At 63.9% G+C, this 25,690-nt stretch carries 23 protein-coding genes; 17 read left to right on the top strand and 6 right to left on the bottom strand.

The genetic code is table 11. The features are described 5' to 3' along the window. The first annotated feature begins 110 nt into the window (after positions 1–110). The 3 genes from AAGT95_RS11595 to AAGT95_RS11605 are packed head-to-tail and all read left to right on the top strand — an operon-like array spanning position 111 to position 2,928. Positions 111–1,247, top strand: coding sequence for an ABC transporter ATP-binding protein (locus AAGT95_RS11595; RefSeq protein WP_342593868.1), 1,137 nt, complete (start codon positions 111–113; stop codon positions 1,245–1,247). After that, positions 1,228–2,115: an ABC transporter permease gene (locus tag AAGT95_RS11600; protein ID WP_342593869.1), complete on the top strand. Its 888-nt coding sequence runs from the start codon at positions 1,228–1,230 to the stop codon at positions 2,113–2,115. The genes AAGT95_RS11595 and AAGT95_RS11600 overlap by 20 nt, the downstream gene beginning before the upstream one ends. 12 nt (positions 2,116–2,127) lie before the next feature. Then, the gene (locus tag AAGT95_RS11605) at positions 2,128–2,928 is read left to right on the top strand and encodes an ABC transporter permease (protein ID WP_110603050.1); all 801 of its coding nucleotides are present in this window, start codon (positions 2,128–2,130) and stop codon (positions 2,926–2,928) included. A 24-nt stretch (positions 2,929–2,952) separates the two neighbouring features. Here the strand turns inward: AAGT95_RS11605 and plsB are convergent, their stop codons facing one another. Further along, a complete protein-coding gene (gene plsB, locus AAGT95_RS11610; protein ID WP_342593870.1) occupies positions 2,953–5,382 on the bottom strand; it encodes a glycerol-3-phosphate 1-O-acyltransferase PlsB in 2,430 nt (809 codons plus the stop codon). Positions 5,383–5,510: 128 nt separating this feature from the next. On the opposite strand from plsB, the gene AAGT95_RS11615 reads away from it, so the two are divergent. Then, entirely contained in the window at positions 5,511–6,635 is a 1,125-nt protein-coding gene (locus AAGT95_RS11615; protein ID WP_342593871.1) for a phosphatidylserine/phosphatidylglycerophosphate/cardiolipin synthase family protein, read from the top strand. Between the two features lie 12 nt (positions 6,636–6,647). On the opposite strand, the gene AAGT95_RS11620 is transcribed toward AAGT95_RS11615, so the two are convergent. Beyond that, positions 6,648–7,313, bottom strand: a complete 666-nt coding sequence (locus AAGT95_RS11620) for a YecA family protein (RefSeq protein WP_342593872.1) — start codon at positions 7,311–7,313, stop codon at positions 6,648–6,650. A gap of 70 nt (positions 7,314–7,383) precedes the next feature. On the opposite strand from AAGT95_RS11620, the gene AAGT95_RS11625 reads away from it, so the two are divergent. The 3 genes from AAGT95_RS11625 (at position 7,384) to AAGT95_RS11635 (ending at position 11,197) form a co-directional block, all read left to right on the top strand. Next, positions 7,384–7,959, top strand: coding sequence for a SprT-like domain-containing protein (locus AAGT95_RS11625; protein ID WP_342593873.1), 576 nt, complete (start codon positions 7,384–7,386; stop codon positions 7,957–7,959). Between the two features lie 231 nt (positions 7,960–8,190). Then, on the top strand, positions 8,191–10,143 hold the full coding sequence (gene acs / locus AAGT95_RS11630; RefSeq protein ID WP_342593874.1) for an acetate--CoA ligase: 1,953 nt from the start codon (positions 8,191–8,193) through the stop codon (positions 10,141–10,143). Between the two features lie 388 nt (positions 10,144–10,531). Continuing rightward, positions 10,532–11,197: a response regulator gene (locus AAGT95_RS11635; protein ID WP_110603058.1), complete on the top strand. Its 666-nt coding sequence runs from the start codon at positions 10,532–10,534 to the stop codon at positions 11,195–11,197. 63 nt (positions 11,198–11,260) lie between these two features. Here the strand turns inward: AAGT95_RS11635 and AAGT95_RS11640 are convergent, their stop codons facing one another. Both AAGT95_RS11640 and AAGT95_RS11645 read right to left on the bottom strand, forming a co-directional pair. Beyond that, entirely contained in the window at positions 11,261–12,004 is a 744-nt protein-coding gene (locus tag AAGT95_RS11640; protein WP_342593875.1) for a hypothetical protein, read from the bottom strand. Positions 12,005–12,095: 91 nt separating this feature from the next. After that, on the bottom strand, positions 12,096–12,557 hold the full coding sequence (locus AAGT95_RS11645) for a GlcG/HbpS family heme-binding protein (RefSeq protein WP_342593876.1): 462 nt from the start codon (positions 12,555–12,557) through the stop codon (positions 12,096–12,098). 104 nt (positions 12,558–12,661) lie between these two features. On the opposite strand from AAGT95_RS11645, the gene AAGT95_RS11650 reads away from it, so the two are divergent. From AAGT95_RS11650 to AAGT95_RS11675, 6 genes are all read left to right on the top strand, one after another. Further along, positions 12,662–13,336 (top strand): GntR family transcriptional regulator, encoded by a 675-nt coding sequence (locus AAGT95_RS11650; RefSeq protein WP_110603061.1) that lies wholly within the window; start codon positions 12,662–12,664, stop codon positions 13,334–13,336. Positions 13,337–13,930: 594 nt separating this feature from the next. After that, on the top strand, positions 13,931–14,911 hold the full coding sequence (locus AAGT95_RS11655) for a TRAP transporter substrate-binding protein (protein WP_342593877.1): 981 nt from the start codon (positions 13,931–13,933) through the stop codon (positions 14,909–14,911). A 63-nt stretch (positions 14,912–14,974) separates the two neighbouring features. Continuing rightward, a complete protein-coding gene (locus tag AAGT95_RS11660) occupies positions 14,975–15,538 on the top strand; it encodes a TRAP transporter small permease (RefSeq protein ID WP_232822295.1) in 564 nt (187 codons plus the stop codon). After that, entirely contained in the window at positions 15,535–16,821 is a 1,287-nt protein-coding gene (locus tag AAGT95_RS11665) for a TRAP transporter large permease (protein ID WP_205909511.1), read from the top strand. The genes AAGT95_RS11660 and AAGT95_RS11665 overlap by 4 nt, the downstream gene beginning before the upstream one ends. 34 nt (positions 16,822–16,855) lie before the next feature. Continuing rightward, a complete protein-coding gene (locus AAGT95_RS11670) occupies positions 16,856–17,644 on the top strand; it encodes an enoyl-CoA hydratase/isomerase family protein (protein WP_110603065.1) in 789 nt (262 codons plus the stop codon). A 161-nt stretch (positions 17,645–17,805) separates the two neighbouring features. Further along, positions 17,806–18,975 carry a CaiB/BaiF CoA transferase family protein gene (locus AAGT95_RS11675; RefSeq protein ID WP_240612471.1) on the top strand — a complete coding sequence of 390 codons (1,170 nt, stop codon included), beginning with the start codon at positions 17,806–17,808 and terminating at the stop codon, positions 18,973–18,975. 19 nt (positions 18,976–18,994) lie between these two features. Here AAGT95_RS11675 and AAGT95_RS11680 read toward each other — a convergent pair whose 3' ends face one another. After that, the gene (locus AAGT95_RS11680) at positions 18,995–19,942 is read right to left on the bottom strand and encodes a LysR substrate-binding domain-containing protein (protein ID WP_110603067.1); all 948 of its coding nucleotides are present in this window, start codon (positions 19,940–19,942) and stop codon (positions 18,995–18,997) included. 145 nt (positions 19,943–20,087) lie between these two features. Between AAGT95_RS11680 and AAGT95_RS11685 the strand changes: the two genes are divergently transcribed. After that, positions 20,088–21,470 carry an L-serine ammonia-lyase gene (locus tag AAGT95_RS11685; protein WP_110603069.1) on the top strand — a complete coding sequence of 461 codons (1,383 nt, stop codon included), beginning with the start codon at positions 20,088–20,090 and terminating at the stop codon, positions 21,468–21,470. Positions 21,471–21,625: 155 nt separating this feature from the next. Further along, complete coding sequence (locus tag AAGT95_RS11690; RefSeq protein ID WP_110603070.1) at positions 21,626–22,360, top strand: Crp/Fnr family transcriptional regulator; 735 nt, start codon at positions 21,626–21,628, stop codon at positions 22,358–22,360. 66 nt (positions 22,361–22,426) lie between these two features. Here AAGT95_RS11690 and AAGT95_RS11695 read toward each other — a convergent pair whose 3' ends face one another. Beyond that, entirely contained in the window at positions 22,427–23,314 is an 888-nt protein-coding gene (locus AAGT95_RS11695; protein ID WP_342593878.1) for a LysR family transcriptional regulator, read from the bottom strand. 179 nt (positions 23,315–23,493) lie between these two features. On the opposite strand from AAGT95_RS11695, the gene AAGT95_RS11700 reads away from it, so the two are divergent. Together AAGT95_RS11700 and fghA are read left to right on the top strand one after the other, a co-directional pair. Continuing rightward, positions 23,494–24,603 carry an S-(hydroxymethyl)glutathione dehydrogenase/class III alcohol dehydrogenase gene (locus tag AAGT95_RS11700; protein WP_342593879.1) on the top strand — a complete coding sequence of 370 codons (1,110 nt, stop codon included), beginning with the start codon at positions 23,494–23,496 and terminating at the stop codon, positions 24,601–24,603. Positions 24,604–24,774: 171 nt separating this feature from the next. Further along, complete coding sequence (fghA, locus tag AAGT95_RS11705) at positions 24,775–25,632, top strand: S-formylglutathione hydrolase (protein ID WP_110603074.1); 858 nt, start codon at positions 24,775–24,777, stop codon at positions 25,630–25,632. The last annotated feature ends 58 nt before the right edge of the window (positions 25,633–25,690 follow it).

Here is a 25,690-nt window from a genome sequence, read left to right on the forward strand (position 1 = left end):
ATGAATGGGCATTTTGACGGGATTGCCGAGCTCGGGCTTGCGCACCAGCCGATTTTCAACGCCGTGTGGTTGAGCGCAGGCATTTTTCAGGCAATGGGTAAGAGGACGTCATGGACGGTCGCGTAAACTTGAGCCAAGTCGCGATGCGATTCGGCGATTTCACGGCGATTCAGCCGACCTCCCTGGAGATAGCGTCGGGCGAATTCTTCAGTTTTCTTGGCCCTTCCGGCTGTGGCAAGACCACACTTCTGAACATGATCAGCGGATTCCTCACGCCCAGTGAAGGTTCGGTCGCCATTGGCGGTGTGGACATGACCCGAGTGCCGGTCAATCGCCGGCCCACCGCAATGATCTTTCAGAATCTGGCGCTTTTTCCGCTGATGAGCGTCTATCGGAACATCGAATTCGGGCTGGAAGTCCGTGGCGTCGATCGCAAGAAGCGCCGGGAAAAAGCTGACGAATTGCTGGATCTGGTAGCACTGGGCGGTAGTGGTGACAAGCCGGTCGCGGAGCTGTCCGGCGGCCAGAAGCAGCGGATCGCGATCGCCCGTGCGCTGGCCGTGGAGCCCCGAGTGCTGCTGCTGGACGAACCGCTCTCCGCCCTGGATCTCAAGTTGCGCCAGCATATGCGCACCGAGCTCAAGGCGATTCAGCGCAAGACGGGCATCACCTTCATCTATATTACCCACGATCAGGGCGAGGCACTGACCATGTCCGATCGGGTTGCGGTGATGTGTGATGGCCGTATCCAGCAGGTCGCCGATCCAATGACACTGTACCGACAACCCCGGACCGATTTCGTGGCCGGCTTCGTGGGCGAGAACAATCGTTTTCCGGGGCGTGTCACGGCCGTGGACGGCGGGATGGTGACGTTGGATGCGGGGCTGCCCGCTCCGTTGCGCGGAGCCGCCGCCTCGCCGCTCGAGCCCGGCGACGAGGCCACGCTCTATGTGCGGCCGGAGCAGTGGCGAGTCGGTAGCGCCAGCGATTCTTCGCTACCGTTCGGCGGCGTGATCCAGGCGGAGCACTTCGAAGGCGCCTGGTTGACGCTCGAGATCGCGCTGGAGCAGGGGAGGACGGTACGGGCGCACGTGCCGCAGGCGCTGGAGAGCGACGGCGTCGAATCTTCGTTCAAGGTGGGCAGCGCCTGCCGCCTGGATTACCCGCCGCGTGGGGCCCTGGTCCTGCCGGGCGTCGAGCGCGGGCAGTCGGATGAGGAGGGCGCCGATGTGGCGGCAACTGCATAACCGCTTCGGACTGCCATTGACCATGGCGATCGTCTCGCTGATGGGGATCTGGCTGATCGTGATGGTGCTGCTGCCCCAGTGGCAGATGATCGATTACTCGTTTCATCCGGCGCTGCTGCCGGCCGAACGCGGCGGGGCGAAGGATGTCTGGTCGCTGACCAACTACGCCACCTTCTTCCGCAACGAGATCCATCTCGCGATCTTCTTCAAGACGATATGGTCCAGCGTCCTGGTGACCACACTGACCCTGCTCGTCAGCTACCCGCTGGCCTACTATCTGGCCAAGGTGGCGACACCGGGTCAGGCGGCCCTCTGCCTGCTGCTGTTGATCATTCCGTTCTGGATCAACGAGATTCTGCGCACCTTTGCCTGGTACATCATCTTCGCGTTTCGGGGGCCGCTCAACGAACTGTTGCTGGCGGTGGGGCTGATCGATCGCCCGATCCGTTTTCTCAATGGCGACACTGGCGTCCTGGTCGGCATGGTCTATGCCTACATTCTGTTCATGGTCTTCCCGCTCTATAACGCCATCGAGAGCCTCGATACCAACCAGATTCGAGCCGCACGGGATCTCGGTGCCGGCTGGGGGCGCACTCACCGGCGTATCGTGATCCCTCACGCCAAGCCGGGGATCGCCACCGGATGCATCATGACGTTCATGCTGGCCGCGGGCAGTTACGCGGTACCGGCGCTGCTGGGGTCACCGGGGAGCCGCTGGTTCACGCAGATCATCTACAACTGGTTCTTCGAGGGTGGCGACTGGAACCAGGGGGCGGCCTATGCGTTCCTGCTGCTGGTGCTGTGCATCGTCTTCGTCACCGTCATCATGCGGATCTTCAAGGTCGGTCTCGGCGATATCGCCAAATAGGAACGGTACTGAATGAGCTCTTCGCGATTCTTCTCCTGGGCGCTCAAGGCCTATCTGGCGATCTTCTTCGCCTACCTCTTCCTGCCGCTGTTGATCATGGCGGCTGCGACGTTCAACGAGAGCCGCTTCCCCACCGTCACACCCTGGACCGGAACGACCCTGCGCTGGTTCTCGGCCCTGTGGGCCGACGGGGGCATGTGGGATTCGTTGGCCAACAGCCTGCTGGTCGCCGTGGGGGTGCTGTGTCTGGCCCTGCCCATCGGCGTGGCCAGCGCACTGTTCCTGACCACGGTGGAGGGTCGTGGCAAGTCCTTCATCTATGCGCTTATCCTGTCGCCACTGCTGACGCCGGGCGTGATCATCGGTATCTCGACGCTGATCTTCTGGCGTGACTGGGGGGTGAATGGGGGCATCGCATTGACCATCATTGCCCAGAGCGCCTTCATCGCGGCTTATGTCATGCTGATGGTGGCGGCCAGGCTGCAGCGCTTCGATCGCACGCTCGAGCGCGCGGCGATGGATCTCGGGGCCAGCCAGTGGCAGGTGTTCCGCCGCATCCTGCTGCCGTACCTCAGGCCGGCCATCCTGTCGGCGGCGGTCCTGGCATTTCTCCAGTCGCTGGAGAACTACAACACCACGCTCTTCGTGGCCGGCTACGACACCACGCTGACCGTCTACATCGCCTCCAAGGTGCGTACCGGCCTGACCCCGGCGGTCAATGCGCTGGCGCTGGTGATGATCCTGTTCACGGTGGGGCTGGCGGTAATCTACGAACTCAAGCGACGTCGCGAGGCCGCCAGGCGAATTGCCTGAGGCGGCTCGCGCGGTGCAAGCCGCTTACTGTCGGGTCAATCTGACCAGTCGATGGCGCAGCTCCGGGTCGAACAGGGCCCGACTGCGCATCTGCGTTAGTCGCAACGACTCGTCGTAGAACAGTCTTTCGTTCTCGACGCGCAGCCAACCCTGCTGTTCGAGCGTCTCCAGCATGCCGCTGAAAAGTCGCTTATCGAAGAACTCCGGTGCGTTGAGCCCCGACAGCAGTGTCAGGCGCTCGGCCAACTGACGGCTGTGCTCCTCGAGCGCCTGGCGGGTCAATTCGCCGCTGGGGTAGCGCAACAGCGACGCCAGCAACAGGTAGGCGCGCTCCAGGGTGGGTTGCACCGGCTGCCCCAGCAGCCTCAGGTGCTCGCTGGATTCGAGGTGACCGGGCTGTCGGCGCCAGCCGTTGTCGGTGACCTGCAACAGGCCCTCCTCGGTCAGTACGGCGAGCGTGGCCTTCAGACGCTCGCGGGGATCGACGGGGGGAGCGAAATAGAGCTCATTGGCCAGCAGCGGCCAGGCCGGCGACAGTAGCGCATCGAGATCGTCCAGCGTGAAGGCCGCGTTATTGCGAAAGGCGAACGCCACCAGCCCCAGGTGCATGAACAGGTGCAAGACGTTGTTGCGATACCAGGTCAAAAGCGTCGCTTGTTCCGGGCGGGCGGTGACCAGTTCGCCCAGGGCCTGTGGCTGTCGTGTCACGAAACCCAGACTCGCCACGTGCTCGATCCAGTCGGCCGGTTCGCCTGCCGGCAGTTGGCAGTGCCGGCTACCCGGCAGGCTGCGCTGCAGCCTGACCAGCAGGCCGATGTGATGGGCCAGAAGATCGGACTCGATGGTGTGATGGGGCGTCGCCAGCAGGGTCATGGCGACCAGCGAGACGGCATTCAGGCTGGCAGCGTCGTTGATTCGCCGGGCCAGCGTTTTCCCCAGTAGCGGTACCGCGCGATTCAACCAAGCCGGACGCGCCGAAACCGAATCGTCCTGCCAGTCCGGAACGGTCTCGTTCAGGAAGTCCGTCAGCGACAGCGGTTCGCCAACGCTGACGGTGACCCGGCCGTGGGGCTCGCGCAGATGCTTCAGCACGCGGAGCAGGTCGAGGGGCGACTCCTTCTTTTTCTGGCCGCCACGCAGCTCGCGGAGATAGCTGTTGCTCTCCAGGACCCGCTCGTAACCGACGTGGACCGGCACGAAGGCGACGTCCCGGATGGCGTCGCGAGCGAACGAGCGCAGCGTCATGGCCAGCATGCCGGGGCGGGGCGACAGCATTCTCCCGGTGCGCGAGCGGCCGCCTTCGATGAAGTACTCCACCGGGTGACCGCGTGCGATCAGGCGGTGCAGGTATTCGTTGAAGACCGCGGCGTAGAGCCGGTTGTCCTTGAAACTCCGGCGCAGAAAGAAGGCGCCGCCACGGCGCAGCAGCGCGCCGATCACCGGCATGTCCAGATTGCGACCGGCGGCGATATGGGGCGGCATCAGCCCTTCCCGATAGAGCACGTAGGAGAGCAGCAGGTAATCGATATGACTGCGGTGGCAGGGGACGTAGATCAGTGTCCGCTCGCCGGCTATCGCCTTGACCGCGTCCAGTCCGTACACGTCGACGCCCTCGTAGAGCCGGTTCCACAGTCGCTTGAGCAACTCGTAGAGGAAGCGCATGACCGGATAGGACATGTTGGAAGCGATCTCGCGGGCGTAGCGCTCGGCCCGCCGCCGCTCTCGGGCCGGGGTGCTGCCGTCGGCCGTGACGGCTTCCTGAATGGCCTCCCGCACCGGACGACTGTCGACCACCCCGCGCATCAGCGTCCGGTGGTGGGAGATATCCGGGCCCAGCACGCGTGCGCGAATGCGCCTGAAGTGGACCCGCAGCACGCGGGCCACCTTGCGTTGGGTCAAGCTGACCTCGGGGTCGTCGATCAGCGGTCGCAGTCGGATCGGCTCGCCGAAGTGCGCTTCCAGATGGCGGCCGTTGACGATCACCGACAGCAGGCGCCGAAGTCGCCCGCTCCAGGCCCAGTCGTCGGCGGCCAGCATCTTCCAGAAGCCGAAATCCTTGCCCGGTGCGCGACTCCAGAAGACGCTCACCGGCACCAGTTGCGCGTCCAGTGTGGTGTCGGCCTCGAGCGCATCCAGCAGATGCTGCAGGTGAGTCGAGTGCTGGCCCTGGATCGCGCCTCGGCTGCTTCGCAGACGGGGCAGCGCAAAGCAGCCGGGGAGCGAGACGTGGCCGAATTGATGCCTCTGGCTGGCATCGGGGAGATCGAGGTCGCGGCACAGCCGGTCGATGGCGATCTCGTCGGTCAAGGCGGGGCGGGCAATCACGTAGAGCGTGGGGCACGTGGCGTCGAGCCGGAATGACTCCGGCTCGACCAGGCGAAAGGCGAGCCAGCGATCGAGCAGACGGCTGGCCAGACGGTGCCACAGCCGTTGAAGTCCCATGGATGCCTGCATCGACGCCATTTCCCCCGCAAATCCCCGAGTATAGCGATATCGCCGCGGCGCAGCGACGACAGGATCGGCAGGCTTTCCCTGAAACGCCAAACGTGCGTCAATCGGCAGCGACCAGGGAGGCGCGGTTCATGCAAGCGACATGGAAGGATGGCAATCGATTCGAACTGCTGCCGGAAGGCAAGCGCTTCTGGCCGGCCATGCGGGAAGCCATCGAGGGCGCCCGCCACCGCTTGTGGGTCGAGCTCTACTTGATGGAATCGGGAACGCTGGCAGACCGCTTCATCGAGCTGCTGGTCGCGGCAGTGGCCCGCGGTGTCGAGGTCAAGCTGATGCTCGACGGCGTGGGAAGCATGGGGCTGTCGCGCAGCGATCGGCAGCGGTTGCGCGAAGGCGGCGTCGAGCTGCGGTTCTTCAACCCGCTGTCGGTGACGCGGCTGGGCGGCAATCTGATGCGCGATCATCGCAAGCTGGTGATCGTCGACGGCGGCACCGCCTTCACCGGCGGGTTCGGGATCGTCGACGAGTTCATCGACGCCTGGTACGAGGTCGCGATGCGCATCCAGGGGCCGGTCGTCGAAGACTGGATGCGGCTGTTCGTCCACGTCTGGGACTCGCCGTTGACCCGGGGGGAGGGGGCCAGAACGCGCCTGGCATCGTCTCTGCAGGCCCTGCCGCCGCCTGCGCCGTCGGCCGACGGCATGCGCGGCCGAGCCATCTGGGGCCGGGGGCATCGCTACCAGGCCATTCGTGTCTCGCTGCAGAGCCGGATCGGCACCTCCCGCCGCCGGCTATGGCTGTGCACCCCCTACTTCGTGCCGACGCTCAGTCTTCGCCGCGCGCTGGCACGCGCGGCGCGGCGCGGTATCGATGTGCGCCTGCTGCTGGCCGGTGGCCATCACGACCATCCCGGTGTTCGTTACGCCGGTCAGCGATTCTACGGCCGGCTGCTCAAGGCGGGGGTCAAGATTTACGAGTTTCAGCCCAATTTCATTCATGCCAAGTTCAGCGTGATCGACGATTGGGTTTCGCTGGGCTCGTGCAATTTCGACCACTGGAGCCTCCAGTGGAATCTCGAAGCCAATCAGGAGATCGACGACGCGGCGTTTGCCACCGAAGTGGCTCGGCTCTTCGAGCGCAACTTCGCTACCAGCCGGCGCATCGATGCCGCGAGCTGGGCGCAGCGCCCATGGTGGCAGCGGGCGAAAGAGTGGCTGTTCGGAACGCTCAACGCCTGGGTGACGCGTCTCAAGTAGGTCTCGACGAATTCAGCGCTTGCCGCCGCGCTTGCCGCTTCCGGCCCGCTTCTTCGTGGCACTGCCCTTGCCTTTCGGCGGCTCCGGCGGGACCCGGAAATGCAGGTAGAGATCGAGCGTCAGCTCGGCCAGTTGCCCGGCAAGGGCGGAAAACTGCGCTTCGTCGGCCACCAGCTCCGCCATTTCGGGCTCGTCGTCGAACAGCCCGGACAGCGCCATGAACGGCAGCAGCAGGGCGGCGACATGGGCTTCGTCCTGGGAGAACCATGCCGCCTCGTCCACGAACACGCCTTGCATGAAGCCCGCGCACCAGTCCTCGATGGCGGCGACCATCTCTCCGTCCTCGTCCAGTTCCGAATCGAAAGGCAGTTCGATCCGGTGGCCACGCTCCATGATGCTGCCGGCGTTGGTCTTGAGCGCTTCGAGCAGGCCCCGGATCTCGTCGCGCTCGGTGGCATCCGCGAATGGCGGTTCGCCCTCGAACAGCTCGGCGAGCCAGACGTCCGGGGGGATCTGGCCGGGAGAGACCGCCAGCGCGACCAGATAGCCGTGCGCGCCGATCAGGTCGGGCGCTTCCTCGCCGAGGTGTTCGGAGGCCAGGTAATCGTCGAGCCTGGCCAGGGCGTCATCGTCCAAGGGGGACTGGCTGTCGATGGCGTCATCCTGGGCTTCGGGCATGTCACTCTCCGGGACGTGATGGCGTTGGCGGGCTGGACGCCCGTGACTGTCGTCGGCATTCTATCACCCCATGACGAATCTGCGTTCCTCCTCTCCCGCCCCGGCACTCGGGGAAAGCGATGCCCAGGCGCTGGATGCGCTCGACCCGGCCGCGCTCGAAAGACGGCTCTTGTGCCAAGCGGATGCGGCCTGGCAACTGGCGCGGGAGGTACACCCGGCGCTGCCCCGGCCGCGGATCTGGTTCGATCTGCGCGGACGCAGCGCGGGGCAGGCCCACTACCAGCGTGGCGGGCTGCGCTTCAACCGGACACTGCTGCAGGAGAATCGGCAGGCTTTCATCGACGAGATCGTGCCTCATGAGATGGCCCACTGGCTGGTGTTCCATCTCGAGGAGGGGAGGCAGGCCCGCCCCCACGGACACGAGTGGAAGACGGTGATGCGAAACCTCTATGGTCTGGCGCCAGTCGTCACCCATCGCTTCGACGTGGCGCGTGCCAGTCCCGCGCCCTATCTCTATCGCTGCCGTTGCGAGACAGTGCACCGCTTTACCGGTCGTCGCCATTCTCAGGTACTGAAGGGCAGCCGCTATCGCTGCCGTCACTGCCGGGCGCCGCTGCGCTTTGCCCATCGGGAAACCCCCGAGTAGCGCGTCCGCTGTCCGGGCTGACGCGAACCCCTCCGCCAATCTCTCCTCCATCGCCGCGCCGACGGGATGGCGCGATAGTGCAAGTTGATCGAAACTCGGTGCTACGAAGGTCTAATAGGGGGTGGCCGGTGCCGCCGTTATATGCTGACTGACCGCGCAGGCGAGGGTCTATCACATTGAGTCGACTAGGCTTTCATCGTCGAATGGGTTCGAACGAAGGGGGATTGGAGCATGAGCGAACAGCAGCGCATATATCCTGTCGATGAGCGCTTGGCAGCCGATGCCTGGATCGATCGCGATCGTTACCAGAAGCTCTATCGCCAGTCGGTGGAAGACCCCGAGGGGTTCTGGCGGGAACAGGCCGACAGCCTGAGCTGGAGCAAGAAGCCTGCCACCATCAAGAATACGTCGTTCGCCTCCGATAACGTCGATATCCGCTGGTTCGAGGATGGCGAGCTCAATGTCGCCCATAACTGCCTCGATCGACATCTGGACTCCCGCGGCGATCAGCCGGCGATCATCTGGGAAGGCGACGACCCCGAAGATCACAAGACCATCTCCTATCGTGAGCTGCATCAGCGCGTGTCGCAGCTCGCCAATGGCCTCAAGTCCCTGGGCATCAACAAGGGCGACACGGTCACGCTGTACATGCCGATGGTACCGGAAGCGGCCATGGCGATGCTGGCGTGTGCCCGGATCGGTGCGGTGCATTCGGTGGTGTTCGGCGGGTTCTCCCCGGATGCCTTGGCGGGACGCATCGTCGACTCCCAGTCTCGCGTCGTGATCACCGCCGACGAGTCGGTACGCGGTGGCAAGCAGGTGCCGCTCAAGGACAACGTCGACGCGGCGTTGACCCGGGAAGGCACCGATGTGGTCGAGTCGGTGCTGGTCGTCCGGCGCACCGGCGGTGACATCCAGTGGCACGAGGGCCGCGACCGTTGGTTCGACGATGTCGTCGATCAGCAACCCACCGATTGCCCCGCCGAGACGATGAACGCCGAGGACCCGCTGTTCATCCTCTACACCTCGGGCTCGACGGGAACGCCAAAAGGGTTGAAGCACACCTCAGGCGGTTATCTTCTCTATGCCGCACTGACCCATCGCACGGTCTTCGATTACCACGAGGGCGAGGTCTACTGGTGCGCCGCCGATGTCGGCTGGATCACGGGGCACAGCTATATCGTCTATGGACCGCTGGCCAACGGTGCCACCACGCTGATGTTCGAGGGCGTGCCGACGTATCCGTCCCATGGGCGAATCGGCCAGATCGTGGACAAGCACAATGTCTCGATCCTCTACACGTCGCCGACGGCGATTCGTTCGCTGATGGCGCATGGCGAGCACATCATGGACGACAGTCGGCGCGACTCGCTGCGGATCCTCGGCTCGGTCGGGGAGCCGATCAATCCGGAGGCCTGGGACTGGTTCTATCGTGTCGTCGGCAACTCTCGTTGCCCGATCATGGACACCTGGTGGCAGACCGAGACCGGCGGCCACATGATCACGCCGATGCCGGGCGCGACCGACCTCAAGCCGGGGTGCGCGACCAAGCCGTTCTTCGGCGTTCAGCCGGCACTGGTCGACAACGATGGCAAGCGTCTGGAAGGCGCCACCGATGGCAACCTGGTGATTCTCGACTCCTGGCCCGGACAGGCCCGCTCGATCTGGAACAACCACGACCGCTTCGTGCAGACCTACTTCTCTACCTACGAAGGCGTCTACTTCACCGGTGATGGCTGCCGTCGCGACGAGGATGGCGACTACTGGATCACCGGGCGCATCGACGACGTCCTGAATGTGTCCGGCCACCGCATGGGTACGGCGGAGATCGAGTCTTCCCTGGTCGCGCACCAGGATGTGGCGGAGGCGGCCGTGGTCGGTTACCCGCACGACATCAAGGGCCAGGGCATCTACGTCTACGTCACGCTCAATGACGACGTCGAGCCCAGCGACGAATTGAAGCAGGAGCTCAAGCAGTGGGTGCGCAAGGATATTGGCCCCATTGCCACCCCTGACGTGATCCAGTGGGCACCGGGGCTACCGAAGACCCGTTCCGGCAAGATCATGCGTCGCATCCTGCGCAAGATCGCCGCGAACGAGTGCGACGGCCTGGGCGACACCTCGACACTGGCCGATCCGGGGGTCGTGGAAGATCTGATCGAACATCGTCATGTTCGCACCTGAAACGATCTGCCCGGGATTAGAGGCGCGTGGCTTTTTCGATCGGCAAGGTAACAACTATATGACTAGTTGATATGAGCCATGATAGCTTATTTTGACTGATGATTATCGTTCGGTCGTCTTGAAAGAGGCTTTCCTCACGGTGCTTTTGCTGCCACTCCTGAGGGAGGGAAGCGCGCCAGCTTTCCGAGACGACCGAACTTTTTTTAGCCGCTCGGCACGTTCCCACCTACGGATTATCGCGGGATTTTTTCCGCGTTGATTTGAGGCTTGGGATTCCACGATCGCATGGGGTAACATGCCGTTAATCGATAGTTGGATTATTTTGTCCAGATGGCGATAGTGAACCGGCTATCTCGCCACATATCTCGACAGCGCCGGAGGAGAATCAATGGCTTTTGCCCAGAAATTCATCGTTGCCGATGACCACCCACTCTTCCGGGCGGCGCTCAATCAGGCATTGCGTCAGGTGTCGCCGCAAGCGGAAATCGTCGAGGCGGATACCATGGAAGCGACGACGGAGGTCGTCACCCGCCACCCCGATGCCGATCTGATCCTGCTTGACCTGCACATGCCCGGCGCTCACGGGTTTTCAGGGCTGATCCAGCTTCGCGGGCAGATGCCGGATATTCCGGTGACCGTGGTATCGGGCAGTGAAGAGGTGGATGTCGTTCGTCGCGCCATCGACTACGGTGCCTCGGGTTTCATTCCCAAGTCCGCTTCGCTGGACACCATTGCCGAAGCCATTGGCGAAGTGCTCAAGGGGGAAGTCTGGTTGCCCCCGGAACTGGCCGATGCCATGGGGGAGGGGAGCGAGGAAGATGCCCGCTTCGCCGAGGCGATCGCCTCGCTGACGCCGCAGCAGTTCCGGGTGCTCAACATGTTGACGGAAGGTCTGCTCAACAAGCAGATCGCCTACGAGCTCAACGTGTCGGAGGCGACCATCAAGGCACACGTGACCGCGATATTGCGCAAGTTGGGGGTGCACTCTCGAACTCAGGCCGTCATCGCCGCTCAGAAGTTGGAGATCGAACCACCCAAGGTGACCGACAACTGAGACCCTTGTCTTCTGGGGTTTTTCGAGGCCGTCGCATCCCCCGGGATCGGCGGCTTTATTGTTTCAGAGCGAGTTCCCCGTGCCTGGGCTAGCGGGCGTGGGATGCATTGAATGGCAAGTCGCTATCGCCGCGAGTCCCGTGTCGCCATCTTCGATCGAGGCTCGTGATCGTTCGGCGGGGACCGCCCTGGCCCGATGGAGTGCCTGTCCCATCAGCAGCAGTTCGATGCTCGCGAACAGCAGCAGGCTGTAGCCGGTCAGCTCCGTTATCTCTTCCGCCGCATCCTTGACGATCCGTAGATAGTGCTCGCCCATCAAGGCGTGCCACAGTTCGCTACGCCCGTAGAGACGCGAAAATACGTAGGTGGTCAGGAAACCACCCGCGAACAGCCCAAAGCCCAGACTGTTGCTGACTTGCGCGAACTCCTCGAGAAAGTCGCGGCGAGCCCGGATCGTGGCGAAGATCGCCGGCAGCCCGACCAGTGCAACCAGACACTCCCATGCCCCATCGAAAACGTAGGTATCCAGCCACAGGTCGTTTTCGCGAATCAGCGACACCGTGAAGAAAGCCCCCATCAGCAGGCTGATCGAGCGCAGGACCCGGTAGCGATAACGTAGAAATCCCATCACGATGGCGCAGATCAGCAGCAGCAGCGCCTGGGTCAGTTCGGTCAGTGACGTCTCGCTGAAGTCGGGGGCTCCAGCATGCCTGGCATCGATCATCAGCACCGCTTGCATGAGCCCCGCGAGAAGGATGATGTAAGCGCCCGCTCTTGCAGAAACGGCGCCAAAGGAGAACTTGGTCATATTCCATGCCTGCCAGAAATTGATAGCCGGCTAAGAATATCAGGCTTAAGTTTCTTAAGGAACGGGCTGACCTTCTTTTTTTAAGCTTTTCTTAATCTTTTGGGGCGAGTCCCACCCCCAGATCGGCCGCTTCGATGCCTGTGATGGCGGCCTTCTCGTCATTCTCGGAGCTGTCCCCGCTGACGCCGACCGCGCCGATGACGCGCTCCTGCGGATCGAGAATCAGCACGCCCCCGGCAACGGGAATGAATTCCCCCTGGGAGGCCGCCGCAACGGCCGAGAGGAACGCCGGGCGCGACTCGTTGCGCTGGCCGATGGTTCCGCTGGAAACACCGTAGCCCAGCGCCGCCCTGGCTTTGCCATGCGCTACCGCCAGGCGCAGCGTGGCGCAGCCGTCGGCTCTGTCGCAGCTCAGCGGGTGTCCGCTGGTATCCATCACCGTTACGGTGATGGGGTTCATCGCCTCTGCCGCGGCATAGGCCAGAGCGGCGTCAATGATGCGACGAGCCTGGGCCAGCGAGAGGGTCTGGTGAGTCGGGTAGACGTTACGCATTCCATCGTTCTCCTTTTTCTGTTTTGTATTCATAATTCATTTCGGGTGGCGCTATCCATGCGCCATTGGGAGAATAGGGAAAACGAACCCGTCATGAGCGCCCCATGATCAAGATTCAGCAGAGTACGCTATACGGCGAGGCGGCAGCCCGCATCCGGGACATGATCAATGAAGGTCAACTGCTTCCCGGCACCCGCATTCCCGAGAAAAAATTGTGCGAGCAGTTCGGCATTTCCCGAACGCCACTCCGGGAAGCGCTGAAGGTCCTGGCGTCCGAGGGCATGGTCGAACTCCTGCCCAACCGTGGCGCGCGAGTGGTGCGGCTGACCCGGCAGATGCTGGAAGAGACCTACAGCGTGATGGGGGCCCTGGAGGGATTGTCCGGGGAGCTGGCCTGCCGTTACATCTCCGAAGCGGAGGTCGCCGATATTCAGGCGCTGCATTACCAGATGATGGCGCACTACAAGCGCAGGGAGATTCGTCCCTATTTCGAATTCAACCAGCGGATTCACGACGCGATCATGCTGGCATCTCGAAACGAGGTGCTGCGGGAGACTCACGCCAGCTTGAACTATCGAATTCAGCGTGTGCGATATGCCACCAACATGACCGATGAGTACTGGAAACAGGCCGTTGCCGACCACGAGGCCATGATCGACTGCTTGCTGGCCCGTGATGGCGAGCGCCTGGGCAGCATTCTCAGGGAACACCTGCGCCACAAGCTCGTGGTGGCGGCGGCTAGCGGCGTGATCGACGACGATCGCGTCGATTCCTACTGAGTAGCAGCTCCACCGGGGCGCGCGAAGGCTGCCGGTACCCGGCCGGGCGGCACTGAAAGCCGGCCTCATCCGTTCGCTCCGGCGGTTCGCCGAGATCGCGTGAACCGCCATCCACGCCGGCCCGCTCCCACCGTCGGTCGGCCTTCACCTCTCACTGTCGCCGCCGCCCATCGAGGTCTCACCCGAGCCTAGGGTGGGGTGCGTCAGATTCTGCTGCCGGTCTCCTTTTCTTTCTCTGTTGGCTCTCTCCCGACCCTGATTCCGATCCCGACCCCGGTCGCGGCTCGATGAGTCGAATGGGATCGCCGCGAGGTCGACGCCGTTCACGACGAGCACTCGAATTGAATTCATTGCCTCTTTGACTTCGCGTCAGGTCGGCGCCTCCCGGCGGCCAGGCCCATGGCGGTGGTGAGACTTTACGCCAATAGACAAATGTTGGATTGGTTACAATTGAATTATGAATTCATAATTCGATGGCGGGATCCCAAGGTGCTCGCGTTGCGGGGTATCGGCCGAGCGTTGCCAGGAGTCGGACGGCGCTTTCTCGGTCCATCGTTCAGGCGAGCCAATATAAAAAACAGAAGGACGCCAGTGATGAAAAGTCTCAAGGTTGGACTGGTAGCGCTCGCGCTGTTGGCCGGGGTCGGCCACGCCAGCGCTCAGGAAATCCAGGTCAAGTTTGCCCATGTCGGCGAGCCGGATTCGCTCTTCGCCGATGTCGCTCAGGAATATGCCAAGCGCGCCAACGAGAAGCTGGCGGGCGAGGCCAAGGTGGTCGTCTACGGTTCGAGCCAGCTCGGAGGCGACTCCGAACTGTTGAAGAAACTCAAGCTGGGCACCGTCGATCTGGCGCTTCCCTCGACCGTGATGAGCAGTGTGGCACCGCAGTTCGCGCTATTCGAGATGCCGTATCTCATCGCCGATCGCGACCATATGGCCAAGGTCCGCGACGAGGTGGTGAGACCTCAGCTTTACCCGGTCGCCGAGAGCCGTGGCTACCACATCATCGGCGTCTGGGAGAACGGCTTCCGCCAGATCACCAACAACGTCCGTCCGATCAACACGCCGGCCGATCTTTCCGGTATCAAACTGCGCGTGCCGCAGGGCGTGTGGCGGGTCGAGATGTTCAAGAGCTACGGTGCCAACCCGTCACCCATGGCGCTCTCCGAGGTGTTCGTCGCCCTGCAGACCGGGGCGATGGATGGCCAGGAAAACCCGCTGGTCCAGACCTACGCCTCGCGCCTGCAGGAAGTCCAGAAGTACCTCTCGCTGTCCGACCACATCTACACCCCTGCCTTCGTGACCGCCGGCATGAGCTGGAACCGGTTGCCCCAGCATGTCCGTGACGTACTCAAGGAGACGGCCGTGGAGATGGAACCCTATGCGCTGGAGCAGGGGGCGAAGCTCGACGAGGAGACGCTCGCCAAGATGCGTGATGCCGGCCTGCAGATCAACGAGGTCGATCGCCAGGCCTTCATCGACGCCTCCAAGCCGGTCTACGACAAGTTCGTCAAGGACGTCGACGGCGGTCAGGAGATGCTCGACAAGGTGCGTGAACTGCAACCCGCCAGTTAACTCGCGCGTCCGGTCGCGCCCGCCAAACCGGGCGTGGCCGGGCGGCGGACGAAGGAGCCGCCTGTGAAAACCCTGAATACGCTGCGCGATGGTTTCAGCCGCCTGCTCGAGGTCATCGTCGTCATCAACATGCTGATGCTGGCGGGCATCGTCATCGTCGGCTTCCTCTCGCGGCTGGTGGGGTCGCCCTTCACCTGGTACGACGAGGCCGCCTCGATCAGCCTGGCCTGGTTGACCTACTACGGGGCGGCGCTGGCTGCGGCCAAGGGTGCGCACATCGCCTGCCCCAGTATCGTCAATGCCTTTCCGCCGAAGGTGCGGCTACCGGTCGCGCTGATGGGAGAAGCGGTGACCATCGCCTTCTTCGTGCTGCTGGCGGTGACCGGCTGGCAGGTCGTCCACATTCTGGCGGGCTCCACCATGATCAGCCTGACCAGCGTCTCGTTGCAGTTCACCCAGTCGGCGCTGCCGATCGCCTCGGTCCTGTTCATCGTCGCCGAGCTGCTGCGGCTGCCGGAAGTCATCCGTCAGGCGCGTGGCGAAGGCTTCGTCGATCACGAGCTGGAGGAGGTGGGCCTGAGCCCGAACATGGCAAGTCAGTCCGATGCGGGGAGTGCGACACGATGATTCTGGCTCTGATGTTTGCAGGATTGCTGCTGTTGATCGTGCTCAACGTGCCGATCGCCATCGCGCTCGGGCTGGTGGGCGCCGTTGCGGTGTACTCCAGCTACGGCGTCTATGCGCTGCCCAACATCGGGCTGACCATGTTCGAGGGGGCGACCAACTTTCCGCTGATTGCCATTCCCCTGTTCATCCTGGCCGGGGCGATCATGAATGCGTCGAGCATCTCGCGTCGCCTGATCGATTTCGCCGCTTCGCTGGTCGGCTTCGTCAAGGGCGGCCTGGCCATGGTCACCATCGGCTCCTCGATCTTCTTCGCCGAGATCTCCGGCTCCGCAGTCGCTGGCGTTTCTGCCCTGGGCAGCCTGCTGATCCCGGCAATGAAGAACCGGGGATACTCCAAGGAGTTCGCCGCGGCGATCTCCTCGTCCGCCGCGAGTCTGGCGATCATCCTGCCGCCTTCGATCCCGATGATCCTCTACGCGGTGATGTCGGGAGAGTCGGTGGTCAAGATGTTCGTCGCCGGCATCTTCCCGGGGCTGCTGGGGGCGCTGGGCCTGGCTGTCGTCTGCTACTTCCTGGCACGCAAGCACAACTTCCCTTCCGAAGGGCGCTTCCAGGCCAGCCGGGTGTGGAAGTCGTTCAAGGAGGCGATCTGGGCGTTGCTGATCCCGGTGATCATCCTCGGCGGGATCTTCGGTGGCATCGTCACCGCCACCGAGGGTGCGGCGCTGGCGGTGGTGGTCGCCATCTTCATCAGCGCGGTGATCTATCGCGAGTTCTCGTTGAAGACGCTGTGGAAGTCCTGCCTGGATGCGGGCGTCCAGACCGCCGTGGTGATGCTGCTGGTCGCCAGCTCCGCGCTGGTGGGACTCTACCTCACCGAGTCCCAGCTGCCGCAACAGCTGGCTCACTCGATTGCCGGGCTGACCGACAACAAGTACGTGATCCTGGCGCTGCTCAACATCATCTTCCTGATCCTGGGGATCTTCCTGCACTCGGCAGCGGCGATCATCCTGGTGGTGCCGATCGTGCTGCCGTTGATCATCCAGGTGGGTATCGATCCGCTCCACTTCGGCCTGATCGTCACCCTCAACCTGGCCATCGGCCAGCAGACCCCGCCGGTGGCGAGCGTACTGATCGCGTCGTGCTCCATCGCCAAGGCCGACATCTGGCGCACCACGCGAACCAATCTCTGGTTCCTGGGTGTGCTGTTCATCGTGCTGATATTCAACACCTATGTCCCGGACTTCGCGCTGCTGCTGGTGCACCTGATCTACGGCAGCTGAGACCGGAACCCGACCAAGCTGGAGACCCGTCACCATGACCCGAGAGGATTCGATTCGCTGTCACAAGCGCGGCGCGATCGGCTGGATCCGCTTCAACCGGCCCGAGGCTCGCAACGCGATGACCTGGCACATGTACGAGACCATGCATCAAGCCTGCCGGCAGTTCGACGAGGATGAAGAGGTCAGGCTGATCGCCTTCCGCGGCGAGGGTGGCGAAGCCTTCGTGGCGGGTACCGATATCAAGCAGTTCGCCGACTTCAAGGGGCCCGAGGATGGCATCGACTACGAGCGCCGGATCGACCGCATGATCGGCGGCCTCGAGCAGCTCGCCACGCCGACGGTGGCGCTGCTCGATGGTTACTGTATCGGCGGCGGCGCGGCCATCGCCCTGGCCTGCGATTTCCGTTACGCCAACGACAATCTCAAGTTCGGGATTCCCATCGCCAGGACCCTGGGCAACTGCATGTCGATCACCAACGTGTCGAGGCTGGTCGACCTGATCGGGATCCCGCGCACCAAGCGGGTGCTGATGCTGGCGCAGACGATCGAGGCCGAGGAGGCATCGTCCATCGGCCTGATCGACGCCGTCGTCGGGAGTGAAGCCCTGGACGAGGCGGCGGAGAAACTCGCCGAGAAGCTCTCCGGCCATGCGCCGTTGACGATGCGAGCCGCCAAGACCTGCATCAACCGAATCCTGGAGGCGCGTCGACCCGCGCATGATGCCGCCGATGACCTGATCGCGCTCTGCTATACCAGCGACGACTTTCGCGGTGCCGTCAGGCGTTTCGTCGACAAGACACCGTACACCTGGCAGGGCCGCTAGGCGCCACAGCGACGCCACCCCGTTCCCACTCGCCGGAAAACGCGGACGCCGAACCCGCCCGCGGTGGGAACGTGCGCGCCCGACCTGCCACGCCACTCGCAGCCGTGCTGCTCGCCATTCGAAGGCCGTTAGGGGGAATCGCCATGTTACCGTTGGAAGGCATGAAAGTACTCGACATCTCGCAGATCATGGCCGGCCCGTACTGCACCATGGTGCTGGGGGACATGGGCGCGGACGTGATCAAGGTGGAGAAGACCAATGGCGGCGACGACAGCCGTCAGATGGGTCCTTACGTCAATGACGAATCCACCTGTTTCGCGCAGATCAATCGCAACAAGCGCAGTATCTCGCTCAATCTCAAGGAGCCCGACGGGCTGGCGCTGTTCTACCAGTTGGCGAAGGAAGTGGACGTCGTGGTCGAGAACTATCGGCCCGGAGTGACCCAGTCGCTGAAGATCGACTACGACACGCTCAAGGAGATCAATCCCGGCCTGGTCTACTGCTCGATATCCGGCTACGGCCAGACCGGGCCGTATCGGCGCAAGGGCGGCTTCGACCTGGTCGCCCAGGGGATGACGGGGCTGATGTCGATGACCGGCGAGCCGGGGCGACGGCCGTTGAAGACCGGGGTCGCGGTCTATGACATCGGGGCCGGGATCACCGCGATCTACTCGATACTGGCGGCCTACATCCACAAGCAGAAGACCGGCGAAGGGCAACTGGTCGATGTCGCGATCGCCGAGTGCGGCCTGCCGTGGTTCACCTGGGAAGCGGCCGCTTACTTCGCGGAGGGGCGGGTCCCGCAGCCGACCGGGTGGCGACACCGTGTTTCCGCGCCTTATCAGGCGGTCAAGGTCCAGGACGGCTACATGATGCTGGGGTGCGCCAACCAGCGTACCTGGGAGCGGTTCTGTCACGACGTGCTGGCACGTCCCGACTTGACCGAGGATCCTCGCTTCCTCACCAACAGCGATCGCGGTCGCAACGTCGACGTCCTGGAGTCGTTGCTGGAGGAGTTGATGTGCACGGCCGACACCCAGCACTGGCTGAGCCGGTGCGACGAAGCCGGGGTCCCGGCGGGGCCGATCAACGACTTCGCCCAGGCGATGGACGACCCGCACTACCGGGAGCGGGGAATGGTCCAGGAGCTCGATCATCCCGTGATCGGGCGCATGCAGACCATCGGCTTCGCCAGCAAGCTGTCGGCGACGCCTCCCCAGATCCGACGCCCGGCGCCGGTGTTCGCGCAGCATACCGAAGAGGTCCTGGCCACGCTGGGCGTGGGAGGGGAGCGTCTCGCCGCCCTGCGCGAGCGTGGCGTCGTCCGCTGACGCCGGGCTCGCGCCACGTTCAGTCGACAGCGCCGGAGAGTGAGGCGGTCTCCTGGGATCGCCTCGCTTCCTCCTCCAGCCAATCGTGAACCGCCTGCACCCGGCGGTCGTCCAGGGCGCCTTGCTGGTAGACCAGCCCGTAGCGCTTGCCGGTGGCGACCGAGCCGGCGAACGGCGCGATCAGGCGGCCGCTGGCCAGTTCATCGCCGATCAGCGTGCGCCGGGCGATCGCCACCCCCATGCCGGCGATCGCCGCTTCCACGGTCAACTGATTGCGGTTGAAGGTGTAACCCCGCCGGACATTGACCCGCTCGCCGCCGATCGCCCCCAGATAGTGCTCCCACTCGGCATAATCGTGGCTGCCGCGCCAGGCCGTCACGTCGTGCAGCAGGGGGTAGTAGCCCAGCGCCTCGGGATGCGTGAGCGGGGGCCTTCTCCTGAGCAGCTGCGGCGAGCAGACGGCAAAGATCTTCTCGTCGATCAAGGCGGTTGTCTGGAGGCCGGGGTAGTGGCCGTCGTTGAGATCGATGGCCAGATCGTAGCCGCCGTCGAGCAGCGAGAGGTTGCTGTCCTCGGCGGTGATGTGCAGATCGATATCGGGAAAGCGGGCCTGCAGGCGCGGTAGCCTCGGCATCAGCCACTTGGCCAGGAACGAGGGCAGACAGCGCAGCCGCAGCACGCCGCTCATGACCCCGCCGCGCAGGCGGTCGACCTCCAGGCCGACGGCTTCGTAGGCCTGCGACACGACCCCGGCCAGCCGCTCACCCTCCTCGGTGAGCGCCAACTGCCGTGGCAGGCGTCGAAACAGCCGGAACCCCAGGCGCTCCTCCAGCTGCTTGATCTGCTGGCTGACCGCGCCGGTGGTCACGTGCAGTTCCTCCGCCGCACGGGTGAAGGAGAGATGCCTGGCGCTGACGGCGAAGACCTTTAGCCAGGCGTGGGTCTGAGCGTTGAGAGACTGGGTCATGATTTAGCCTGGCTAAAACCCTGGGCAGATATATTCGATTGAGACCGGTGTAACTGGCGAGCACACTGAAGTCAAACTACACCAAGCATCGGTTCTCGTAACGACGCTTTCTGACTCCAGTGCGACGCCTCCAGGGGGGACGACCATGACCTTCAGCGTGTTTGACCTGTTCAAGATCGGCATCGGGCCCTCCAGCTCGCACACCGTGGGGCCGATGCAGGCCGCCCACACCTTCGTCACCACGCTGCGCGAGCAGGCGCTGCTGCAGCCGGTCAAGCGGGTCACGGTCACCCTCTATGGCTCGCTCAGTGCCACCGGCAAGGGCCACAACACCGACAGCGCGGTACTTGGCGGGTTGATGGGCGAGCAGCCGGTGAGCGTCGATCCCGACGAGCTGGCGCTCAAGCTCGCCGCCGTCGACCGCGATCACCAGCTATCGCTGGCCGGCTTGCACACTATCGACTTCGATCCCGCCCGCGACGTCGAGTGGTGCGACGAGATCCTCGAGTACCACACCAATGCGCTGCGGCTGGTGGCCAGCGATCGCCGCGGCGCGACGGTCTACGCCAACACCTACTACTCGGTCGGCGGCGGCTTCGTGGTCGACGAGGAGCAGGCCGAGCACGGCGAGAGCGCCACCCGCGGCGTGCGCCTGCCGTTTCCGTTCCGCAATGCGGTGGAGCTGCTGGAGATCTGTCGCCGCGAGGGGCTGTCGATCAGCGAGGTAATGCTCGCCAATGAGGGCGCCTGGCGTGGCGAGGCCGAGACCCGTGCCGGCCTGTGGCGCATCTGGGAGGCGATGAAGGCCTGCGTCGACAGCGGCCTGGATCAACAGGGCGTGCTGCCGGGCGGTCTCAACGTGCGTCGGCGGGCACCGAATCTGCACCGGCGACTGATGGCGCTCGACGACGACAAGGGGCTGATCGCCAGCACCTTCTCGGCGATGGATTGGGTCAACCTCTTCGCGCTGGCGGTCAACGAGGAGAACGCCGCCGGACGACGCATGGTCACCGCCCCCACCAACGGCGCCGCGGGGATCGTGCCGGCGGTGCTGCACTACTACATGAAGTTCCAGCCCGGAGCGTGCGAGAAGGATGTGGTGCGCTTTCTGCTGGCGGCCGCCGCGATCGGCATTCTGTGCAAGACCAACGCCTCGATCTCCGGCGCCGAGGTCGGCTGTCAGGGGGAGGTGGGGTCGGCCTGCGCGATGGCTGCGGCGGGGCTGGCCGAGCTGCTCGGGGGTAGCCCGGCGCAGGTCGAGAACGCCGCCGAGATCGGCCTCGAGCACAATCTGGGGCTGACCTGCGATCCGATCGCGGGGCTGGTCCAGGTGCCCTGTATCGAACGTAACGCCATCGCCTCGGTGAAGGCGATCAATGCCGCCCAGATGGCGCTGCGTGGCGACGGCGAGCATTTCGTCTCCCTCGACAAGGTGATTCGCACCATGCGGGATACCGGGCGTGACATGCAGGACAAGTACAAGGAAACGTCCCGTGGCGGTTTGGCTGTCAATACGATCGAGTGTTGAACGGCCGGGGTGAGACGGACCGATATCCCGGCCCTGTACCAGGCCGTTCACCCTAATGCGTGATAACGACAATCGCCTCTGGCTGTGCCAATATCGACGTCCTGAATCAGGGCCTGACACGGTGGCCCAGGAAGCACGTAACAAGGGCAAGGGTCATGAGCCAAGACAGTTGCATTATCTGTCATTTCAAGCACTACGGTGAGCTTTCCGATAATGACGAGGCCCTGCTGGCCGAACTCGAGCAGAGCCCAACGGAAATCAAGGGCGACCAGATACTGTGGCAGGAAGGTGATGTTGCCCGTGAGTTCTGTACCCTGAGCAAAGGCTGGGCCTACTCCTTCCGTCACATGGAAGATGGCTCCCGTCAGATTCTCGAGATCTACCTCCCCGGCGATATCATCGGGCTGAGGGAGTTCGCCTTCAAGGAGCGGCTGACCGGCGTCGCCATGCTCGAGGATGGTGTTGTCTGTCATTTCCCGCATCGCCGGTTGATCAATGTCTTCCGGGAATCGCTGACCCTGTCAGCCATCTTCTTCGCCATCTCCTCGCACCAGCAGGCGCTGCTGACCGAGCGGCTGGTCAACCTGGCCCGGCGCAGCGCGCGCCAGCGCCTGGCCCATCTGATCTACGAGATGTATGTGAGACTGGAGCGCACCAAGGCGCGGGACGGCAACAGCATTCGCCTGCCGCTCTCCCAGCAGCACCTCGGCGACGCCCTGGGATTGTCGTCGGTGCACGTCAGCCGCACGCTGACCGCATTCCGGGAAGAGGGGCTGCTGCTGCGCTCGCGCCAGCGTGTGGAGCTGCCCGATCCCGAGGCGCTGGCGCGGGAAGCGGAATTCGGCGATGCCTACCTCAACGACGGTATCGATCACTTCTTCCATCACTGAGTCGACGGTTCACGAGGTACCGGGTCGGGACGTTGCCGGCCCGGCTGGCAGTCACGGCGCGAACGGCTAGCCGGCGGCAATCGCCTCCGGCAGCCGTGCGGCCAGGAAATCGACCAGCAGACGTATCTTCGAGGAGAGCTGGCGGTGACGGGGATACACCGCCCACACCGCGGTGTCGGTGAACTGGTAGCGGTCCAGCACGGCCGTCAGCAGGCCCTGACGGATTGCCGTTTCCACATAGTAGTCCGGCAACTGGGCCAGGCCGATGCCCTTGCACGCGGCGTCCAGCAGCGCCGGCCCCGAATTGCCCCGCCAGTTCCCCTCCACGCGAACCTCCCGCTGTCGGCCATCGACGCTGAACAGCCAGCTGTCCCGCGATCCGACCAGGCAGTTGTGGTGCGGCAGCTCGGAAAGACTGTGCGGCGTCGGATAGCGCTGGAAATAGGCGGGGGCGCCGACGACGTATTCGCGACGCTGGCACAGCCGCCGCGACAACAGGCTCGAATCCTTGAGCACGCCCATGCGAATCGCCACGTCGAAACCCTCGTCGATCAGTTCGACCGTACGATTGGTGAAGTGAAGACGCACGTCGAGCTGCGGATAGCGAGAGTGGAAGTCGTTGACCAGTGGCGCGATGAAGCGCTCCCCGAACGTGGTGGCGCAACTGATGGCGAGCCGCCCCTGGGGCTGGGACTGAAGTTCGTTGAGTGCGGCCTCGGCTTCCTTGAAGCCGTCCAGCAGCGAGCGGCAGTGTTCGTAATACACGGCGCCGCCATCGGTCAGCCGAATCTGGCGCGTGGTCCGGTAAAGCAGCGGCGTTCCCAGCTCCTGCTCGAGTTGGCTCACCAGTCGGCTCACATGGGAGTTGGAGACCTTCAGCGACTGGGCGGCGCGCGAGAACGTGCCCAGCCGGACCACGGCAACGAATGCCTCGATACCATCCCAGCGTGACATGCCGACTCCTCCCTTCGCGCTGCAGACCCATTATTGTTGCATGGCAACAATCATCTGCGAAATGCCTGGTTTATTGCCTGGCGGCGTGCGCCTAGACTGAGACCATGAGAGTCGCCATGGCGCCGGCTGGCTGTCGAGCGACCCATCGAAGTTCCTCAAGCTCATAGTGGAGACCTGATATGAAATCGCGTGCCGCAGTCGCCTGGGAAGCAGGCAAGCCGCTCTCGCTGGAAGAGATCGATGTACAGGGCCCCAAGGCGGGCGAAGTGATGGTGCGCATGGTCGCCACCAGCGTCTGCCATACCGACGCTTATACGCTCTCCGGCAAGGACCCCGAGGGCCTGTTCCCGTCGGTGCTGGGCCATGAGGGCGCCGGGGTCGTCGAGGAAGTGGGCGAGGGGGTCACCAGCCTGAAGCCGGGCGATCATGTCATCCCGCTCTATACCGCCGAGTGCGGCAAGTGCAAGTTCTGCCTCTCGGGCAAGACCAACCTGTGTGGCGCGGTGCGTGCGACCCAGGGCAAGGGGCTGATGCCTGATGGCACGACCCGCTTCTCGAAGGATGGCACCTCGCTGCATCACTACATGGGCTGCTCGACCTTTTCCGAATACACCGTGCTGCCGGAGGTGTCGCTGGCCAAGGTTTCCAAGGAGGCCCCGCTGGACAAGATCTGCCTGCTCGGCTGCGGCGTCACCACCGGGATCGGCGCGGTGCTCAATACCGCCAAGGTCGAGCCGGGCTCCACCGTTGCCGTGTTCGGCCTGGGGGCGATCGGGCTGGCGGTGATCCAGGGCGCGCAGATGGCCAAGGCGTCGCGGATCATCGCGATCGATGTCAATCCTGACAAGTTCGAGCTGGCGCGGCAGTTCGGCGCCACCGAGTTCGTCAATCCCAAGGATTACAGCGATCCGATCCAGCAGGTGATCGTCGATCTGACCGATGGCGGCGTCGATTACTCCTTCGAGTGCATCGGTAATGTCAACGTGATGCGTTCGGCGCTGGAGTGCTGCCACAAGGGTTGGGGCGAATCGATCATCATCGGTGTCGCCGGTGCCGGCGAGGAGATATCGACCCGCCCGTTCCAGCTGGTCACCGGTCGGGTCTGGAAGGGCTCCGCCTTCGGTGGCGTCAAGGGCCGCAGCGAGCTGCCGGGCTACGTCCAGCGCTACATGGATGGCGAGATCAAGATCGACGAGTTCGTCACCCACGACATGCCTTTCGATCAGATCAACGAGGCGTTCGAACTGCTGCACGCGGGCAAGAGCATTCGCACCGTGCTGCACTTTTGATACGGGCCCGAAGCTGCCCGAAAAACAGTCAACACGCGCCCGAAGCCGCGCGAAAAACAGTCAACACGCCGCGCGAAGTGCATTCGACACGCGCTTGAGGCCGCGCGAACCGCGTCCGATACGCGTCCCATCCACCGGCGGTGATACCGCCGGTGCTGCAAGGAGAAAACCATGTCGATGAGCGAGCAGTTGGAGCTGGTCTCGGCCACCAAGAGTTTCGGTGGCTGGGTCAAGCGCTACAAGCATTACTCCCGGGCGCTGGATTGCGACATGATCTTCGCGATCTACCTGCCGCCGCAGGCCGAGGAAGGGCGCGTGCCGCTGATGTGGTGGCTCTCCGGCCTGACCTGCAACGACGAGAACTTCATGCAGAAGGCGGGGGCGCAGAAGACCGCCGCCGAGCTGGGCATCGCGATCGTCTGTCCGGACACCAGCCCCCGCGGGCTGGACCTGCCCGGCGAGCACGAGAGCTACGATTTCGGCTCCGGCGCGGGCTTCTACCTCAACGCCAAGCGCGAGCCGTGGTCGAAGCACTACCGGATGTACGACTACGTGACCGAGGAGCTGCCCTCGGTGGTGCGGCTGCACTTTCCGGTCAACGGGCGCGAGTCGATCAGCGGCCACTCCATGGGCGGCCATGGCGCGCTGGTGCTGGCCCTGCGCCAGCCTGGACGCTATTCGGCAGTGTCGGCGTTTGCGCCGATCGTCAACCCGACCCAGGTGCCGTGGGGGCAGAAGGCGTTCGAGAACTACCTGGGCGACGATGTCGGTCTGCGCACCCAGTACGACGCCTGCGAACTGGTCGCCAAGGGCTCGTCGCGCCAGCCGCTGTTCATCGACCAGGGTGAAGCGGACAACTTCCTCGAAGAGCAGCTCAAGCCCGAGCGGCTGGAAGCGGTGTGCGAGGAGCACGACCACCCGCTCACGCTGCGTCGCCACCCCGGTTACGATCACAGCTACTTCTTCATCGCCAGCTTCATCGACGAGCACCTGCGCTATCACGCCGAGAGGCTCTACGCCAAGCGCTGAGTGGGATCGCGGTTCCGTTGATTCGTCGGGACCGAGAGTCGATCGTTTCGCGGCACGC

The organism is Salinicola lusitanus, from assembly GCF_038648475.1.
GTDB classification, from domain to species: domain Bacteria; phylum Pseudomonadota; class Gammaproteobacteria; order Pseudomonadales; family Halomonadaceae; genus Salinicola; species Salinicola lusitanus.